Source organism: Rhodococcus sp. NPDC127593 (genome assembly GCF_042671975.1).
GTDB lineage: Bacteria > Actinomycetota > Actinomycetes > Mycobacteriales > Mycobacteriaceae > Rhodococcus_F.
Genome location: NZ_JBHXWI010000044.1, coordinates 1 through 20,867, shown reverse-complemented (window position 1 = coordinate 20,867; position 20,867 = coordinate 1). Strand labels below are relative to the sequence as shown.

3 protein-coding genes are annotated in these 20,867 nt (G+C 65.9%); 2 read left to right on the top strand and 1 reads right to left on the bottom strand.

The genetic code is table 11. The annotated features are described in order from the left end of the window. The first annotated feature begins 9 nt into the window (after positions 1–9). Both ACFVJ3_RS33790 and ACFVJ3_RS33785 read left to right on the top strand, forming a co-directional pair. Positions 10–18,186, top strand: a complete 18,177-nt coding sequence (locus ACFVJ3_RS33790) for a non-ribosomal peptide synthase/polyketide synthase (RefSeq protein ID WP_378456202.1) — start codon at positions 10–12, stop codon at positions 18,184–18,186. A 110-nt stretch (positions 18,187–18,296) separates the two neighbouring features. Continuing rightward, positions 18,297–19,295: an alpha/beta hydrolase gene (locus ACFVJ3_RS33785; RefSeq protein WP_378456201.1), complete on the top strand. Its 999-nt coding sequence runs from the start codon at positions 18,297–18,299 to the stop codon at positions 19,293–19,295. Between the two features lie 35 nt (positions 19,296–19,330). Here the strand turns inward: ACFVJ3_RS33785 and ACFVJ3_RS33780 are convergent, their stop codons facing one another. Next, a complete protein-coding gene (locus ACFVJ3_RS33780) occupies positions 19,331–20,779 on the bottom strand; it encodes a dynamin family protein (RefSeq protein ID WP_378456200.1) in 1,449 nt (482 codons plus the stop codon). Positions 20,780–20,867: the final 88 nt, after the last annotated feature.

Below are 20,867 nucleotides of genomic sequence, written 5' to 3'. Positions count from 1 at the left end.
TGTCGATCTATGGATTGCCGAGGGCCGAGGGTGTCATCGCTGGACGATCTCGATACGAATTCCGTCCATTCGGACACGGTGATGGCGAATGTGGCACCGCTGTCCGAGCCGTTCCCCCTCTCCGCCGCACAACGTGGAATGTGGTTTGCCCAGCACCTGCTGGGCGACGTTCCGATCGTCATCGCTCAGTACGTAGAGGTCGGAATCGCTGATCTCGACATCGACCTGCTCGCACGGATCGGACCCGCCGCACTCCGGGAACTCGGTACCGGACTGCTCCGAATCGTCGAGTGGGACGGTGAGCCGCTCCAGACGGTCGACGAGTCGCTCGGCTTCGAGATGACACATCTCGACTTCCGTTCCGACCCTGATCCGCGGGCGGCGGCTCAGGCGTGGATGCGCGCCGAGTACAGCAACCCGATCGATCTCCTCCACGATCGGCTGATCCGTTCGGCAATGTTGCGCATCGCCGACGACTGTTACCTCTGGTACTCCCGAATTCATCACATCGCCCTCGATGGTTTCGGCGCCATGACGTTCATGAACCGCGCCGCGGAGCTGTACACCGCGGCGGTCGAGGGGCGCCCGCCGGCCGAGTTCACCGCGAGTGGATTGCAGGAGGTCGTCGAAGAAGAGGCGCGCTACCGCACCTCGAGCCGGTTCGAGGCCGACCGCAAGTACTGGGCCGAACGCAGCCATAACCTTCCACCGACGATCAGCCTCGCCGGGCGAGCGGCCGAGATCGGGGCGCAGTCACTGGTGAGCAGCGCGCCGCTGTCCGCCGCTACGACAGCCGCACTGCGGAGTCTGACCGACCGGGAACCCGGAGCGACGTTCGCGACAGCCGCCGTGGCTGCCGTCGCTGCATTCTTGTCCCGCCTGACCGGCCAGGACGACGTGGTGTTGAGCTTGCCGGTCTCGGCACGCACTACCGCCCGGCTGCGCCGCTCGGGCGGCATGATCTCCAACGTCCTTCCGATCCGACTCTCGGTCGGCGACGAAACGACCCCCGTCGACTTGATGAGACGGACGCAACGGGAGCTGACCGGAGCACTACGTCACCAGAGGTACCGGCACGAGGACATACGACGGGACGCGGGCGTCCTGGGTGGACGTCGCGGCTTTTTCGGGCCGTCGATCAACATCATGATGTTCCACGACGAGATTCGGCTCGGTCCGTCGATCGGCCGGCTCCACGTGCTGACCACCGGTCCGGTGGAGGACCTCGCTGTGAACATCTATCCCGGTGTCGCCGGCGACGTGGCGCAGGTCGACTTCGAGGCGAACCCGAATCTGTACACCGAGCAGGCGCTGCGCGGTCACCACGCTCGGTTTCTCGAATTCTTCGCCGCGTTCGCTGCGTCGTCGGCCACCGACCGCATCGCCGCTCTCGACGTGCTGCACGCCGACGAACGCGCGGATCTCGTGCCGTGTTGTGGTCCGCGGGCAGAGCCGGAACGGCTCCTCCCCGACTTGCTGGCCGACGGCATTGCCGCCTCGCCGGACGCAATCGCGATTCGCGCGTCGGGAAGGGAGGTCGCTTACCACGAGCTCGACCATCGATCCAATCAACTGGCGCGACTACTGATCGAATCGGGGGCCGGACCGGAAACCTTCGTCGCGCTGAGTCTCCCCAGATCGGCAGAGTCACTCGTCGCGTTCTGGGCGGTCGCCAAGACCGGGGCCGCCTTCGTGCCTGTCGATCCGAAGCTGCCACCCGAGCGAGTCGCCCACATGCTGTCCGATTCGGGGGCGCTGGTGGGGCTCACGATGCACGAACTGCGTGCAACACTTCCCGACGGCATTCACTGGCTCGTCCTCGACCACGACGAGGTGCGCGCACGCTGTGACCGAGAGCGGAGCGCCGCGATCGGCGACATGGATCGCCTCGCCCCGCTGTCGGTCCACCACCCCGCGTACATGATCTACACGTCGGGATCGACCGGGCTTCCGAAAGGGGTCGTCGTCACCCACACCGGTCTGTCGAACTTCGCGGCCGGCGCCCGCCCGGAACTCGGCATTCACGACGAATCGCGGATGCTGCGGTTCTCGTCGGCCAGCTTCGACGCCTCGGTATTCGAGATGATCCAGGCCTTCAGCGCCGGCGCCACGATGGTCGTCGCCCCGCCCGAGGTGCACGGTGGAACCGACCTCGTCGACCTGCTGAGCGAGCAGCAGGTGACCCACATCATCACCGCTCCCACGGTGATGAACACAGTCGACCCGCGTGGGCTCGAACATCTGGAGGCGGTGGTGGTCGGCGGGGACGTGTGCACCCCCGACCTCGTGGAGCGGTTCGGCCAGGTGTGTCGCTTCACCAATAGTTACGGGCCGACCGAGACGACCATCATCATCACCGCAGGTGAGCCGCTGACGCCGGGCGAACCGATTACCATCGGCCGCCCGATCCAGGGTGCGAGCGTCGTGGTGCTCGACCGCAGGCTCCGCGCGGTGCCCGTCGGGGTGGTGGGTGAGCTCTACCTCGCCGGCCCCGGAGTCGCACGCGGCTATCACCACCGGCACGGGCTGACGGCGAACCGATTCGTGGCCAACCCCTTCGGTGAGCCGGGGTCTCGCCTCTACCGCACCGGTGACGAGGTGCGCTGGGTGCGGTCGTCGCAGGGAGCCGAGGCGAAGTACTACACGCTCGAGTTCATCGGCCGGTCCGACACCCAGGTCAAGATCCGTGGCTTCCGTATCGAACTCGGCGAGATCGACTCGGCACTGCTCGCCCAGGACGGCGTCGACTTCGCGGCGACGGTGGTTCACCGGACGGCGAGTGGCACGACGGCGCTGGTCTCGTACGTGCGCCTCGGCACCGGTCGGGAATTCGATCCGGGCGCGATTGTCGAGGGCGTCGCCGAGATCGTGCCGTCCCACATGGTCCCGTCGGCGGTATTGCGGCTCGACCACGTGCCGGTGACGGCGGCCGGAAAACTCGACCGAAGTGCCCTGCCTCAACCACACTTCGGATCAGCTGAACACGAGTTCCGCGCCGCGTCGACACCGGCGGAGGAGCAGCTCTCGGGTCTCGTCGCCGAGGCGCTCGGCCTCGACCGGGTGAGTGTGGACGACAGCCTCTTCGCGCTCGGCGGGGACAGCATCGTCGCGATGCAGATCGCCGCCCGGGCCAGGGAGTTCGGCCTCAGCTTCAGTGCGCGGGCCGTGTTCGAGCACAAGACGATCGCCGGAATCGCCGCCGTGGCGGTGCCGGTGGAGGCAGAATCAGCGGTCGTCCTCGAGGAGCTCGAGGGCGCCGGCGTCGGGCGTATCCCGCTGACACCGATCATGTACTCGATGCTCGAGCGGGGCCCCTTCGACGACTTCTTCCAGGCGCTGCTGCTGACCTTGCCGTCTGATGTCGATCCGGATCGGTTGAGTGCGACGCTCGCGGCGGTGCTCGATCACCATGATGCCCTGCGTTCGAAGTTCGTCCCCGACGGCGACGGTACCTGGGCGTTCGAAACGACGGCCGCCGGCAGCGTGTCGGCCGGCGATCGGATTTCGAGGATCGTCACGGCGGCGGTACCCGGCAGCCGTGCGTTCACCGACGTGGTGATCGCCGAGTGTGCGGCGGCTGCGGCTCGCCTGGACCCGGAAAACGGGATCATGCTTCAGCTGGTGTGGTGTGTCTCCGAATCTGCAGGTGCACCAGGCCGACTGCTGGTTCTCGCGCATCACCTGGTGGTGGACGGTGTGTCGTGGCGCGTGCTGTTGCCGGACCTCGCGACGGCGTGGCTGCAGCTGGGCGCGGGGCAGACGCCGACGCTGGATCCGGTGGGCACGTCGTTCCGCCGCTGGGCGTATGGACTGCAGGATGCGGCAGATCGAGGAGCGCACAGAAACGAATTGCCCTACTGGCGTGAGGTTCTCAGCGGCCCCGACCCACGTATCGGCACACGTCCGATCTCGTCCGCGATCGACACGATGCGCACGACCGAGCGGGTACATATCGACGTGAGTGCCGCCGTGACGGATGCGGTGCTCGCTCGACTTCCTGATGTATTCGGCTGCGGCGTCAACGACGGACTCCTGTCGGCGCTGGCGATGGCGGTTGTGCAGCGGCGACACTCGCACGGGATCGACGAACGTTCGGTGCTACTGACGTTGGAAGGCCACGGGCGTGAGGAGGAGGCCGTGGCCGGTGCGGATCTTGCACGTACCGTCGGTTGGTTCACCAGCGCCTTCCCTGTCCGGCTCGAACTGCCGGCCGTCGAACTCGGTGGGGCCTTCGACGGTGGACATGCTGCCGGTGTCGTGATCAAGGCCGTCAAGGAACAGCTCGTCGCGGTGCCTGCCCGTGGCGTCGGATTCGGATTGCTCCGGCATCTCGACGAGAGCGCGAGGTCGATTCTCGGGGGTCTCCCGGAGCCGCAGATCAGTTTCAACTACCTGGGCCGCGTGGGCGTGCAACACCTCGGCGAGTTGCAGGACCTCGGCTGGATGCCGGACTCCGAGACGCCGGATCTGATCACAGCGAGCGGATCCGGCATGGCCGTGGCTGCGGTGATCGACATCAACGCGATGGTGGTCGACAGCCCCGACGGGCCCCGGTTGACGGCATCGTTCGCGTACCCGACCGGGGTGATCCGAGACTCCGACGTCGCGGCCCTCGCGGATCTGTGGCGAAGCGCTCTCGACGGTCTTGCCGCGCACACTGTTCAGCCCGTCGCGGGTGGTCTGACACCATCCGATTGCCAGCTGGTCACGGTGAGCCAGAGTCGAATCGAGCGTTGGGAACACTCGTACCCGGGGCTGCGAGAGATCTGGTCGCTGTCCCCGTTGCAGTCCGGGCTGCTGTTCCACTCGACGCTGGCCGCCGATTCGCTGGACATCTACACCGCGCAACTGCGCATCGACCTCGACGGTGCGGTCGACTCCGCGCGGTTGCGCCGTGCCGCCGCCGGCGTGCTCGCACACCACGCCAATCTGCGTGCCGCATTCGAGTACGACGACGCCGGTATCCCGGCGCAGTTGGTTGTCGACCGGGTGGACGTGCCGTGGCGTGAGGTGGATCTGACCGGGTTCGGGTCGGCGGCCGGCGAGGAACTCGAGCGTCTCCTCGATCACGACCGCGTCGCCCGATTCGACCTCGCCCGTCCTCCGCTGGTGCGCCTACTGTTGATCCGCACCGCACCCGAGAGTCACGTGCTGGCACTGACCAACCATCACATCATCCTCGACGGATGGTCGATGCCACTGCTGGTGCGCGAGCTGCTGGTTCGCTATGCCGCGGACGACGCTTCCGCCCTCCCGGAGCCGCGGCCGTACAGCACGTACCTGGAATGGGTGGCGACACGCGACCGGGACGCTTCCCTCCGCGCCTGGGAACGTGCGCTGGAGGGGCTCGACGAGCCGACCCTGCTGGCGCCGCAGGCGTCCTCGGAACAGCACGGCGTGCCGGGCGAAGTCGACATCGCGCTGCCCGCGGCCCTGATCGGTGCGCTCGATACGGTGGTGGCGCGCCATGGAGTCACCGTGAACACCGTCGTCCAGACGGCGTGGGGAATACTGCTGTCCCGGCTGCTCTCCCGTCGCGACGTTGTGTTCGGTGCCACCGTGTCGGGTCGGCCGCCGCAGCTGTCCGGTGTCGAGAGCATGCTGGGACTTTTCATCAACACCGTGCCCGTGCGGGTGCGGATCGACCCGGACGAGACGTGCGCGCAGCTGCTCGCCCGCCTCCAGGGTGAGCAAGTTTCCCTGCTCGATCACCATTACCTCGGACTCGGTGACATCCAGGCACGCATAGGTCTGGGCAACCTGTTCGACACGTTGTCGGTGTTCGAGTCGTACCCCATCGACAAGTCCGGATTCGACGAGCACACCGACATCGCGGGAATGCGAGTGACCGCTCTCGATGCGCGTGACGCCACGCACTATCCGATCACCCTGCTGTCGATCCTCGAACCTCAACTGCGGCTGAGCCTGCGTTACCAGCACGGAATTTTCGATCGCGATACCGTCACGACACTCGCGGCGCGCGTGATCGGGATTCTCGAGACCATCGCGCGCGACGCGGACACCCCGGTCGGCGACGTCGACCTTTTCGTTCCCAAGGAACGGGAACTGGTGGTCGACACCTGGAATGCAACGGAACACCAGGTGCCGCGCCTCACCCTCGCCGAGCTGTTCGACGCGCAGGTGGCTCACACGCCGAACGCCCCAGCCGTCGTGTTCGAGGGGACGGTGCTGACGTACTCAGAGTTCGATGCCCGCGCGAATCAGCTGGCGCGCTTCCTGATCAGCGCGGGTGTGGGACCCGAATCGCTCGTGGGTGTAGCGGTGCGACGCTCGGTGGATATGCTGGTGGGAATCTATGCCGTGATCAAGGCCGGCGGCGCGTACATCCCGATAGACCCGGACCAGCCGGCCGAGCGGATCGCGTACGTCGTGGCAACCGCCGGTCCAGTCGTCGTTCTCACCACGACCGCGGATCGCGCCGCGCTGCCCCGCGAGGTTCCGGCCGTCGACCTCGACACCCTCGATGTATCGGCGCTGTCCGATGACCCCATCCGGGACCGGGACCGGTTGGGGCCGTTGCATACCCGAAACCCTGCGTATGTCATCTTCACCTCCGGCTCCACAGGCAGACCCAAGGGTGTGGCAGTACCGCACGAGGGCATCGTCAACCGGCTGCTGTGGATGCAGCACCGGTACCCGCTGAGCGACGACGACGTGGTTCTCCAGAAGACCCCCGTGACGTTCGACGTGTCGGTGTGGGAGTTGTTCTGGCCGTTGCAGACCGGCGCCCGGCTGGTGATCGCCGAGCCGGACGGGCACCGTGACCCCGCCTATCTCGAGCGGGTGATCCGCGAAGAATCGGTGACCACCGTGCATTTCGTCCCGTCGATGTTCGCCGTGTTCCTTGCCGGGGCGCATGTCGACGGGTGCAGTTCGTTGCGCCGGGTGTTCACCAGTGGTGAGGCGCTTCCACCCATGACGGCGGCGGATCTGCACCGGGTGAGCGGGGCGGAGCTGCACAACCTGTACGGTCCCACCGAGGCAGCGGTCGACGTGACCTACTACGAGACCGGGCCGGACGAGATCACCGTGCCGATCGGAGCGCCGGTCTGGAACACCCATACGTATGTGCTCGACGGACGCCTGCGTCCCGTTCCCGTCGGGGTAGCGGGGGAGTTGTATCTCGGCGGCGTCCAGCTCGCCCGCGGATATCAGGCCCGGTCCGATCTGACGGCGGACAGGTTCGTCGGGAACCCCTTCGCGGCGGCAGGAAATGTGCGAGAAGGCAGTCGGCTGTACCGCACCGGTGACCTGGTTCGGTGGCTGCCGACCGGACAGCTCGAATACCTGGGCCGCACGGACTTCCAGGTCAAGCTTCGCGGCCAGCGCATCGAACTCGGTGAGATCGAGGCGACGCTGCTCCGGCACGACGATGTTGCACAGGCCGTGGCACTGGTCCGCAACGACGGGTCCACCGGCGACTACCTCGCCGGATACGTGGTGCCTGCGCCCGGGAGGCCCCCGGCCGAGCGGGACGTCCTCGATTTCGCGGCCGCCACGCTTCCCCGATTCATGGTGCCGTCGGCGCTGGTCGTGCTCGCGGAACTGCCCTTGACCGCGAACGGCAAACTCGACCGCAAGGCACTGCCGGTCCCCGAGTTCGCGAGTTCGGCGCAGTTCGTCCCGCCCGGTACCCCGACCGAGTCCGTCCTCGCGGAGATTCTCGCGGACGTACTCGGCGCCCCGCGGATCGGTATGTCGGACAATTTCTTCGATCTCGGGGGCAACTCCCTCATCGCGACCCGTGTGGTAGCCCGGATCAACGCTGAGCTCGGCACCGGGTTGAACGTGCGGTCGCTGTTCGAGGCGCCCACCGTCGGGGTTCTGGCTAAAGTCGTCGACCGGACGCACGCCGGTGCGGGACCGCGCCCCGCGCTCGTGTCCGGCCCGAGGCCGGACAGGGTTCCCCTGTCCCTGGCTCAGACCCGGGTGTGGTTCTTCAATCGGTTCGACCCCGCGTCGAGTGCCTACAACGTGGCGGCGGCACTGCGGCTGTCCGGCTCGCTCGACGTCGATGAACTCCGCCGGGCGGCCGCGGACATCCTCGATCGGCACGAATCGCTGCGGACGATGTATCCCGAATCCCCTGACGGCCCGTATCAGCTGGTGCTGCCGGTCGATCACGCCGCGACCGGTGATCTGATCGACGTTGTGACCGACGTCGTCCCGGCCGCTGCTCTGGATACGCGGATCCGGGCGGCAGTGGCACGCGGATTCGACGTGACCACGCAAATCCCGATCGCTCTGACATTGGTGCGGTGCGAGGCTCCTGACGAACACGTGTTGGTGATGGTGGTGCACCACATCAGCATCGATGGCTGGTCGATCCAGGTACTCGCCCGCGATCTGGTGCACGCCTACTCCACGCGCACAGCCGGCGACGCGCCGTCGTGGACCCCGCTGCCGGTGCAGTATGCGGATTACACCCTGTGGCAACGAGACGTTCTCGGCTCGGAGGACGATTCCACGTCGCTGATGTCGCAGGAGCTCGAGTACTGGGCGGATGCGCTCGCGGGTCTGCCGGACGTGCTGGCTCTGCCGCTCGACCGGCCACGTCCGGCGGTGCGGTCGGGTGTGGGTGCGAGTGTCGATTTCGCGGTGCCGACGGCGACAGTGGAGCGTCTCGCGGCGCTGGCCCGTGAACAGGGTGCGACGCCGTTCATGGTTGTGCATGCGGCGTTGGCGGTGCTGTTGGCGAAGTTGAGTGGATCGACCGATATCGCGATCGGGTCGCCGGTGGCGGGCCGTGGTGATGCGGCGTTGGACGATCTGGTGGGAATGTTCGTCAATACATTGGTATTGCGGGCCGATTGTGAGCCGAGTCGGTCGTTTGCGGAGCTGGTGGGGCGGGTCCGCGATTCGGACCTCGAGGCGTTCGGCAGGGCGGATGTGCCGTTCGAGCGGTTGGTGGAGAAGCTGAATCCGGTTCGGTCGCAGTCTTTCTCGCCGTTGTTTCAGGTGATGTTGGCGTTCCAGAATTTCGCGCCGTCGAGGGTGGAGTTGCCGGGGTTGACGGTGTCACCGCTCGAGGTGGAGTGGGAGGCCGCGCAATTCGACCTCTCGATGACTCTGAGTGAGGCGGCCGGGGGCGGGTATGCGGGGAGGCTGTCGTACACCACTGACATCTTCGATGCTCCGACGGTGCGCGGCATCGCAGAGGGGTTCGTGCGGGTGCTCGACGCGGTCGTCGAGAATCCGTCCGTCCCGGTGGGCGACATCGACTTGCTGGGTCCCGCCGAGCGGCAACGGGTGCTTGCGATTGCGGCCCCAGTGCCACTGCCTGTGCCGGCACGGACGTTGCCGGAGATTCTGGCGGCCGGCGTCGCGTCGAACCCCTTGGGCGTTGCGTTGACCTGCGGTGGCGTGGAGGTGTCGTATTCGGACCTCGACATCCGATCGAACCGGCTGGCCCGAGTGTTGATCTCGCGGGGTGTCGGTCCTGAGACATTTGTCGCGCTGTCCTTCGCTCGATCCATCGAATCAGTGGTTGCGGTGTGGGCGGTCGCGAAGGCGGGTGGCGGGTTCGTGCCGGTCGATCCGAGACTGCCGGTCGAGCGGATCGAGTACATGTTGGTCGATTCAGGAGCCGTGATCGGTCTTACCAGCGCCGAGACCACATCGCTGCCGGGGAAGGTTGCCTGGCTGGTACCCACCGCGGGTGAAGTGCAGGATCTGTGCGACGAGGTTTCGGCGGCAGAGATCACCGACGGCGAGCGCGGTGCGCCGGTGGCGTTGTCCAATGCGGCCTACATGATCTACACGTCGGGCTCGACCGGGGTCCCGAAGGGTGTCGTTGTAACCCATGCCGGGCTGGCGTCGTTCTGTGCGGACGCCCGCCTCGAACTGAACTTGACCGGCAACTCGCGGGTGCTGAGGTTCTCGTCGTCGAGCTTCGATGCGTCGGTGTTCGAGATGATCGCGGGGTTCAGTGCCGGCGCCACCTTGGTTGTCGCTCCACCCGAGATCATCGGTGGCGGCGAGCTCGCGGAGTTGCTGCACGTCGAGCGGGTCACCCACATCATCACAGCGCCGGCGGCCCTGGGGATCGTCGACCCGGACGGGCTCGACGAACTCCAGGCCGTGGTCGTCGGCGGAGACGTCTGCCCTCCGGAGTTGGTCGCGAAGTTCGCACCCGCCTGTCGTTTCTTCAACAGTTACGGTCCCACAGAGACCACCATCATCATCTCCATGACCGAGCCGCTCGTGCCGGAGGAACGAATCACGATCGGCACCCCGATCGAGGGCGCCGGAGCGGTTGTCCTCGATGCAAGGCTGCATCCCTCTCCGGTCGGCGTGATCGGCGAGCTGTATCTGTCTGGCAGTGGGCTCGCCCGCGGCTACCATGCCCGCGGTGCACTCACGGCAGCTCGATTCGTGGCCAATCCCTTCAGGGGTTCCGGCGAACTGATGTACCGCACGGGCGATCTGGTGCGGTGGACGAAAGACGGACGACTGAACTTCGTCGGGCGAATCGACTCACAGGTGCAATTGCGGGGTCTGCGGATCGAACTCGGTGAGATCGAGGCAGCGCTCAGCAGGTGCGAAGGAGTTGCGCAGACCGTCGTGGTCTTGCACCACGATCCCCACACCGGTGAACAACTGGTGGGATACGTAGTGGCCGATACCAAGGTTGCCCTGGACCCCGAGGCGCTGCGCATCACGGTGGGCGAGACGCTGCCGAACTACATGGTGCCGTCGCAGGTGATGATGCTCGACGCGTTGCCGTTGAATCCCAGTGGGAAGCTCGACCGACGGGCGTTGCCCGCGCCGTCGTTCGTCGCTCGGGAATTTCGGGCGCCGACTACTCCGGTCGAGGAGGTCGTGGCGGGTATTTTCGCGGACGTGCTGGGGCTCGAGCGGGTCGGTCTGGACGACGATTTCTTTGCGTTGGGCGGTAATTCGTTGGTTGCGACGCAGGTGGTGTCCCGGTTGGGTGCGGCGTTGGACACCCGTGTGCCGGTTCGGGTGATCTTCGAGGCGTCGACGGTGGCGGCGCTGGCGGTGCGGGCCGAGCAGCATGCTGGTGAAGGTGGGCGGCCGGCGTTGACGCGTCGGGTGCGGCCGGCGCGGATTCCGTTGTCGTTGGCGCAGCAGCGGATGTGGTTCTTCAACCAGTTCGACCCGGATTCGGCGGCCTTCAACATTCCTCTGGCAATTCGGCTTTCCGGTGATCTGGACATCGAATTGCTCCAGACCGCATTGGTCGACGTGATCGACCGGCACGAAGCCTTGCGCACTATGTTCCCGGACTCGGACCACGGGCCGTCTCAGGTAATCGTCCCCACATCGGCGCTCCCGCTGAGTGTGACGCCGGAGCGGGTCGCTCCGGAGGAGGCACATGCCCTCGTATTCGACTTCGTCGGGTGCGGGTTCGACGTGTCCCGGGAAGTCCCGTTGCGCGTGAAGCTGTTCCAGCTCGACGACCACGAGTTCGTGCTGGCGATGGTAGTGCACCACATTTCCAGTGACGGCGGCTCAGCAGCGCCGATGTCGCGCGACATCGTGGTGGCGTACGCCGCGCGGCGTGAGGGACATGAGCCAGGCTGGTCGCCGCTCGAGGTGCAGTATGCGGACTACACCCTGTGGCAGCGGGAGATCCTGGGCGCGCAGGATGATCCGACGTCACTGATCTCGGAACAACTGCGGTACTGGACCGAGGTTCTGGCAGATCTGCCGGAGATGGTGGAGCTGCCGACGGATCATCCGCGTCCGGCAGTACAATCACCGCGCGGCGCCAAGGTCGGCTTCACCCTGAGTTCGGATCTGGCCGAGCGTATCGATCACCTTGCACGAGATTTCAACTCGACCTTCTTCATGGTCGTCCACGCGTCGCTGGCGGTGCTGATGGCCCGCCTGAGCGGAACTGAGGACATCCCCATCGGCACACAGATAGCCGGCCGCGGCGACCCGGCACTCGACGACCTCATCGGCATGTTCGGAAACACACTGGTGCTGCGAAGCCGCGTCGACCCCGCAACGTCGTTCGCCGATATTCTGGCCGACGTCCGGGAAGTCGACCTCGCCGCCTTCGGCAACCCCGACGTTCCGCTGGAACGCCTGGTGGAAGTCCTCAATCCCACGCGCTCCACAGCCCATTCAGCCCTGTTCCAGGTACTGCTGGTGGTTCACAATTTCGTCCGGTCCAGGGTAACTCTGCCGGGCCTGGAGATCGCCCCGCTGGAAACGGACATCGTCGGTGCGAAACTCGATCTCGAATTCCACTTCACCGACACCTCGGATTCCGAGGGGCATCGGACCGGAATCGAGGGATCAATCGTCTATGCGCTCGACCTGTTCCAGGAATCGACGGTCGCCCGATTCGCGACCCAACTCGTCACCATCCTCGAGGCGGTCACACGCGATGTGACCATACCGGTCGGCGAGCTCGAGTTGCGAAGCGTCGACGAGCGTGCGGCGATGGAGCGATGGAATGCCACAGCCGTGGTTGTCGAGGGCGGGACCCTGGTGCAGCTCTTCGACGAGCAGGTACACCGGACGCCGGATGCGGTGGCGGTGGTGTTCGAGGAACAGACGTTGACATACGCCGAGTTCGATTCTCGCGCGAATCGGCTGGCCCGATACCTGATCTCACGAGAGGTAGGACCGGAGTCGCTGGTGGGGCTGGGCATGAGTCGCTCCCTCGCGATGATGGTGAGCATTTACGCTGTGCTCAAAGCCGGTGCCGGGTACCTGCCACTGGATCCGGAGCATCCCGCAGACCGCACCGAGTACGTGATTGCGACCGCGAAACCCGTCGTGGTGCTGACCACGTCCACGGACCGTGGTGACCTGCCGGCGTCGGTGGACGCCGACGAGGTCGACATCCTGGACCTGTCGGTCTTCGACTCTGAGACGGTGACCGACAGGTCCAGGCTGGCGCCACTGCGGCCCGAGAATCTCGCCTACACGATCTTCACGTCCGGATCCACAGGGCGACCGAAAGGCGTCGCGGTCAGCCACCGCTCGGCAGTGAACCAGATTGCGTGGATGCGTGACCGCTACGCGCTCGGCGATCGCGACACGGTGTTGCACAAGACGCCCATCACGTTCGACGCGTCGGTGTGGGAGCTGTTCTATCCACTACAGGTCGGTGCTCGATTGGTGGTTGCCGCGCCTGGAGGACATCGTGATCCCGAGTACCTGATGCGGATGTCGGTCCGGTGGCACGTCACGATCTTGGAATTCGTGCCGTCGATGCTCGCATTGTTCCTCGCGGAATCGGCGCTCGCACTGCCGCGGTCGCTGCGGTATGTCTCGGTCGGCGGAGAAGCGCTGTCCTCGGACTTGGCCGCTCGGTTCGCCGCGCGGACCGAGGCAGTGCTGGACAATACCTACGGTCCGACGGAAGCCACGGTGACCTCGACCGTGCATCGCTGCCTGCGGGGCGTGGCGGGTCCGATACCGATCGGGAGACCGATAAGGAATACCCGCACGTTCGTGCTGGACCGCCGGTTACACCGCGTGCCCGTCGGCGTGCCGGGGGAGTTGTATCTCGCCGGAATCCAGCTCGCCCGCGGCTATCATGCCCGCGGGGCGCTAACGGCAGAACGTTTCGTCGCCAATCCCTTCGCCGACTCCGGTGAGCGGCTGTACCGCACGGGTGATCTGGTGCGGTGGAATTCGAACGGCGACCTCGAATATTTGGGTCGTACCGATTTCCAGGTGAAGCTACGTGGTCTGCGGATCGAGTTGGGGGAGATCGAGACCGCGCTGACGGCGGACGAGTCGGTGGACCAGGCCGTGGTGATCGTGCGCGACGGTGAATTCGGTCAGCAGTTGGTCGGGTATGTGCTGCCGACCAGTGGGCGGACCGTCGACGTCGAGGCGACACGCGAGGTGGTGAGTACTTCGCTGCCGCGGTACATGGTTCCGGACGTGCTGGTAGTGCTCGACGTGTTGCCGTTGAATCCCAGTGGGAAGCTCGACCGACGGGCGTTGCCCGCGCCGTCGTTCGTCGCTCGGGAGTTTCGGGCGCCGACTACGCCGGTCGAGGAGGTCGTGGCGGGTATTTTCGCGGAGGTGCTGGGGCTCGAGCGGGTCGGTCTGGACGACGATTTCTTTGCGTTGGGCGGTAATTCGTTGGTTGCGACGCAGGTGGTGTCCCGGTTGGGTGCGGCGTTGGACACCCGTGTGCCGGTTCGGGTGATCTTCGAGGCGTCGACGGTGGCGGCGCTGGCGGTGCGGGCCGACGAGCATGCCGGTGAGGGTGGACGCCCGGTACTGACGCGCCGCGAGCGGCCCGACCGAGTTCCGCTGTCATTGGCGCAGCAGCGGATGTGGTTCCTCAACCAGTTCGACCCGGAGTCGGCGGCATACAACATTCCGCTCGTGGTCCGCCTGACCGGTGAATTGGATGTGGCTGCGATACAGGCTGCGGTGCTCGACGTGTTCGCTCGGCACGAGGCGTTGCGGACGGTGTTCCCGGACTCGGACCAGGGGCCGACACAGCGCATCGTGCATGCGTCGGGAGTGTCGATGGACCTGACGCCGATTCCGGTCGCGGACGAGGAAGAGCTGCGGATGCGGGTGGCTGCATTGCTCACGGCGGGCTTCGAGGTCACGGAATCGGTGCCGGTGCGCGGGGCGCTGTACCGGGTGTCGAAGTCCGAGCACGTCTTGGCGGTGGTGGTGCACCATATCTGCGCGGACGGTTTCTCAACCGGACCGATGGGCCGAGACGTGTTGGTGGCATATGCCTCCCGGCACGCAGGGCATGAGCCGTCCTGGACGCCGTTGCCGTTGCAGTATGCGGATTACGCGTTGTGGCAGCGGGAGGTGCTGGGTTCGGAAGACGACCCGGGATCGTTGATGTCGCAACAGATCGCGTACTGGATGGGTGCGTTGTCGGGGCTTCCGGATGCGCTGGCGTTACCTACCGACAGGCCACGCCCGCCGGTGCGGTCGGGCCTCGGCTCCAGCGTGGATTTCACCGTGCCGGCGGCAACGGTGGAGCGTCTCGCGGCGCTGGCCCGTGAACAGGGTGCGACGCCGTTCATGGTTGTGCATACGGCGTTGGCGGTGCTGTTGGCGAGGCTGAGTGGGGCGACCGATATCGCGATCGGGTCGCCGGTGGCGGGCCGTGGTGATGCGGCGTTGGACGATCTGGTGGGCATGTTCGTCAATACGTTGGTGTTGCGGGCTCAGTACGAGCCGGGCGAATCGTTCGCGGAACTACTGGGGCGGATGCGCGATGTCGATCTCGAGGCGTTCTCTCGGGCGGATGTTCCGTTCGAGCGGTTGGTGGACAAGCTGAATCCGATTCGGTCTCAGTCGTTCTCTCCGTTGTTCCAGGTGATGTTGGCGTTTCAGAATTTCACTCGGCCGGCGGTGGAGCTTCCGGGATTGACGGTCTCGCCGGTGGAGGTCGATCGGCAAGCAGTGCAGTTCGACCTGTCGATGACTGTGGGTGAGTCGGCGGATGGCGGGGCTGGATTCGTGGGAACGCTGTCCTACGCGACGGATGTATTCGACGCCGCGACGGTGCGCGAGATCGCGGGGCGGTTCGTGCGAATTCTCGAAGCGGTGGTGGATGATCCGATGATGCCGGTGGGCGACATCTCGATCGTCGACGAAAACGAGCGGCGTCGGATGCTGCGCGAGTGGAACATCACGGGACACGACGTCCCGGATGGACTGCTGCTCGACGGATTCGATGCGCAGGTGGCCCGAACACCGGACTCAGTGGCAGTCGTGTACGACAACGAGTCGCTGTCGTATGCCGAGTTCTCTGCTCGGGTGAACCGATTGGCTCGTAGATTGATCGACGAGGGTGTGGGACCGGAGTCGTTGGTGGCACTGGGGATGCGCCGGTCGCTGGAGTTGGTGACAGGGGTTTACGCGGTGCTCCGAACGGGTGCTGCATTCGTGCCGTTGGACCCTGATCAACCGCCGGAACGCAACGACTACATCCTGGAAACGGCAGCACCCGTGTGTGTCCTGTCCACCTCCCGAGACGGATTCGGCGCGTTCCGGATTCCAGTACTGAGCCTTGACGCGTTGGATTTGTCGGCGTATTCGTCCGAACCGGTTGGGGAGTCCGAAGTCGTGACATCCGCACGGCCGGAGAATCTGGCGTACGTAATCTTTACGTCGGGATCGACCGGAAAACCAAAAGGCGTTTCGGTCAGCCACCGCGCGATTGCAAACCAATTGTCCTGGTTGGCCGCTGAATACGAGTTCGATGACTCCGATGTCGTGCTGCACAAAACTCCTGTGACGTTCGACGTGTCGTTGTGGGAGTTGTTCGTTCCGTTGACTGTCGGGGCTCGGATGGTGGTCGCGCGTCCGGAGGGGCATCGGGATCCGGACTATCTGCTGTCACTGATGGAAGAGTCCGGTATCACCGTGGCTGCGTTCGTGCCGTCGATGTTGGCGGCGTTGTTGATGGATCCGGGGGTGCGGATACCGCATTCGTTGCGGTGTGTGTTCGCTGGTGGTGAGGAGTTGCCGGTGGACTTGGCTGCGCGGTGGGCGACGAGGTCGGTGGCGCGGTTGGACAACAAGTACGGTCCGACCGAGTGTGCGGTGACTGCGGCGTCGTATCGGTGTGGTGGGGGTGAGTTGCTGAGTGTTCCGATCGGCGGACCGGTGTGGAATACCACCGTGGTGGTATTAGATCGGCGTTTAGGTCCGGTGCCGGTGGGTGTGGCGGGTGAATTGTATGTGGCGGGTGTGCAGTTGGCGCGTGGGTATCATGGCCGGGCTGATCTGACGGCGGAGCGGTTCGTGGCCAATCCGTTCGGGGGTCCGGGTTCGCGTTTGTATCGCACGGGTGATCGTGTGCGGTGGAACGCTAACGGTGATCTGGAGTTCCTGGGGCGAACTGATTTTCAGGTGAAGGTACGTGGTCTGCGGATCGAGTTGGGGGAGATCGAGACCGCGCTCAGGGCAGACGAGTCGGTGGACCAGGCCGTGGTGGTCGTGCGCGACGGTGAGTTCGGTCAGCAGTTGGTCGGGTATGTGGTGCCGACCAGCGGGCGGACCGTCGACGTCGAGGCGACACGCGAGGTGGTGAGTACCTCGCTGCCGAACTACATGGTTCCGGACGTGCTGATGGAGCTCGACGCGTTGCCGTTGAATCCCAGTGGGAAGCTCGACCGACGGGCGTTGCCCGCGCCGTCGTTCGTCGTTCGGGAGTTCCGGGCGCCGACCAACCCCATCGAAGAGACAGTGGCCGCTGTGTTCGCAGAAATTCTCGGCCTCGAGGAGGTCGGACTGGATGACGATTTCTTCGCACTTGGCGGCAACTCGCTCGTCGCAGCGCAGGTGGTGTACCGGTTGAGAACCGAGCTGAAGACGGCTGTTCGGCTGCAGTGGCTCTTCTCGGATTCCACGACAGAAGCCCTGGCCTGTCGGATCGAGAGCGGTGTTATGGGCACGGACGAGGAGGGTCTCGGGGCGCTGCTGACGATCCGCGCGGGCGCGGGGACGCCGCTGTTCTGCATTCATCCAATTGTCGGATTGTCCTGGTGCTACTCCGGTTTAGCGAAATACCTCGATACCGATTTGCCGCTCTACGGCGTACAAAGTCCGTCGATTCTCGAGGAGAACTACCTGCCCGCGTCGCTCGAGGAACTGGCGGACCGCTATATCCGCGAGATTCGTCGCGTTTATCCCTGCGGTCCATACCGGCTGCTCGGCTGGTCGCTCGGCGGTGTCATCGCCCACGCGATGGCGGTGCATCTCCAGGCGGTGGGCGAACAGGTGGAATTGCTGGCCATGATGGACAGCTTTGTCGGGCCGAATGCGGGGGACGGGTCGGTCGACGACATCTCGATAAGCGAGTTGCTGGGCGGTTTCGGCATCGAAGAGGAGTTCGTGAGAACTGAATCCGGTCGCGGTCTCGACGATGTTACTGCCGGTCTGGCCGAGCTGACCGGGTCTTCCGTGGAACGAGTCGAATGGGTGCTGGGGCGGCTCCTGTCGGCGGCGGAGCGGAACTCGAGGTTGATGTCCGAATATCGACCCGCACGCTTCGACGGTGACATCGTGTTCTTCACCGCGGCAGCCGACGGAGAGCGGGCGGCCCAGGGTTGGGGCCACGCGGTCACGGGCGCGGTCCACGACCACGCCGTGCCGGCCACGCATTGGCGGATGACCTCACCCGATGCTCTTGCGGTCACCGGCCAGATCTTGAACGAGGCCCTGAGAGAGCAAACAACATGATGGGTGAGCCGGTCAGTTGCGGTCATCGACGCGCGCGAATCAGGGTTCGCGAGGATTCACGAAAAAACGGGCGTTCGCCTCGGCTGTCAGGAGCGCGTGAACGATGGATTATGGGTCTGGTGAGTGCCGCAACGGTTGCCTCGAGTCTGGTTGGGGTGGCCCCGGCGGGTGCCGACCCGCAGCGGCCGCAATCGACATCAACCGCATATGTCGACCACATCGACAAGATCGACGATCGCCGGTGGGACGTGTTCGTGTACTCCCCGTCGATGGATCGGGTGATCCCGTTGCAGGTGATCCGACCTTCCGAGGACAGTGCGCCGCGGCCGACGCTGTATCTGCTCAACGGTGCCGGTGGCGGCGAGGACGGCGCGAACTGGCTGAACCAAACCGACATTCTCGACTTCTTCGCCGACAAGAACGCCAACGTGGTGATTCCGGCCGAGGGAATGTTCAGCTACTACACCGACTGGGTGACGGACGACCCAGTACTCGGGCGGAACAGATGGACTACGTTCCTTACCCGTGAACTCCCACCGGTGATCGATTCGAAGCTCGGCACGAACTCGGTGAACTCGATCGCCGGCCTGTCGATGTCGGCCACTTCCGTGCTCGACCTGGCCATCGAGGCTCCCGGTCTGTACCGGGGCGTGGCCTCGTACAGCGGATGCGCGCAGACCAGCGACCCGCTCGGCCAGGCCTACGTCCGGCTGGTCGTCGAAGCCTTGGGTAATGGCGACGCGAGGAACATGTGGGGACCCTTCAACGGACCCGGATGGCGCGAACACGATCCCTACCTCGACGCAGAGGGGCTGAGGGGGCTTTCGCTCTTCATCGCGAACGGCAACGGACTCCCTGGACCACACGAGAGCCCTCTGCAGCCGCGGACTCCGCAATCTCCGCCGTTGCAGGATCAGATAGCGGTCGGCGGCGCGATCGAAGCAGCCACCAACGTCTGTACCCACCGGCTGGCGGAGCGTCTACATCAGTTGAACATTCCGGCGACGTTCGACTTTCGAAACAACGGTACGCATTCCTGGGGTTACTGGGAGGACGATCTACGTGCGTCGTGGCCGCAACTTGCCGAATCGCTCGGCCTGTCCGAGTAGCAAACAGGCCAGACGAGTCGCCCGGCGCCGAGCGCTCACCGCGCCAGCAGTGCCTCGCAGGAACGGGCCGCGCACGCGCACGCCTGAACCGTCGCCGTGTCGATCGTGGGCCGGCCCGCCTGGGACCGCCAGAACCGCAGGGCCGTCAGCGCGACGCGCGAGATCTGCTCCGGGGCGGCGTCGGCGGGCATGCCGAGGCGGGTGTGCGGCGACATGCCCTCGCCGCCGAGCACCCGCTCGAGCAGGACGACGTCCGCGTCCCGCAACTGCAGACCGCTGGTCCGCAGTCCCGACAACACCCGCAGTTCCCGGAACACGTGGGTGTCTGCGAGTAGCCGGTCGGCTGCCCTGCTCAGGCTGCGGCTCGCCGACGACGGGGTGCGGGCCAGCACGGCCTTCAGCGATCTGAGCGCCGAGTGCGCCTTCAGTTCGGTGCTGCGCTGACCGAACTGCAGATGCAGGGTGCGTCGGAGGTCCTCCAGGCCACTGTGCGCCGTCAGCTCGCGGGCCAGCGCCGGCGCGTCGGTCGCGCCCGCGCGAATCAGCCTGACCGCGAACCGGATACCGAACAGGCCGAACGCGTCGAGGAGGTCGCTTCGTTGCCGCGGCGACAGCAGGAGATCGGGGTCCTCGCCGGTGAACCGGCTGACCGAGCGCAGCGCGGACTCGAGTGCGCTGTCCGGAACGGCGGCGAGCACGGCGAGGTCGTCGAACTCGGTCTGACGCAGAGTGCGACCGCGGAGCGCGAGAAGTCCCGACACGGGGAGCAGGCTCCGCTGCACCCGGCGGCCCGCGTCGTCCGCGGCGGCCCGGGCCGCATCGAGGGTGCGTTCGCGACCGCCCTTCACCTCGTCGGCCCGCGACAGCACACCGACGATGCCGAGCGGACCCGCCGCGGTCCCGACCCGGGTCTGCAACTGATCGAGCAGCCGCACGTCCGCCCCGTCGGTGCCTCGGGTCAGGTAGACGACGGCGTCGACGTCGCACGGCCTGTCCTCGGGAAGGAGCAGCGCCCGGGTGCGCGCCGACACGTCCCGCGAGTTCGACGACGTTCCGGGAGTGTCGACGAGCGTGAACTCGCCGAGCAGCGCCGACGGCCACCCCACCTGCAGCCGCTCCACCCGATCCGCGGTCACCGTCCCCAGATCCAGCGAGAGCTTGCCTTCGTCCCGGTGCACGGGCAGTCGCGTCCGGCGTCCGGCGTCGTGGGTGAGATCGATTCGCGGCGTGGCGGACTGCTCGAACCACGTGACCACCCGGGTGCACTCGGTGGCGTCGGTGGGTGCGATCTCCTCGCCGACGAGGGCGTTGAGCAGCGTCGACTTCCCGGCCTTCAACGTGCCGGTGAGGGCAACACGCAGTGGCTCCTCGAGGCGGGCGCCGCAGTGCCGGAGTTCCTCGACGGTGGCGGGATCGCCGCGCAGTTCGTGCCGCGCGGCATCGATCAGCTGACGGGTCTGGGAGCCCAGTCGAGTGACGCTCACTGGTGCACCATCCTTGTGTCGGTGGTTTCAGATGGACTGCCGATGCACCCGAGGTGCCGCCGGGTCACTGCCCTGCTCGCTTGACACG

Coding starts and splice junctions, on each gene's coding strand:
- ACFVJ3_RS33790 (WP_378456202.1), top strand. CDS start 10: ATGGATTGCCGAGGGCCGAGGGTGTCATCGCTGGACGATCTCGATACG.
- ACFVJ3_RS33785 (WP_378456201.1), top strand. CDS start 18,297: ATGGGTCTGGTGAGTGCCGCAACGGTTGCCTCGAGTCTGGTTGGGGTG.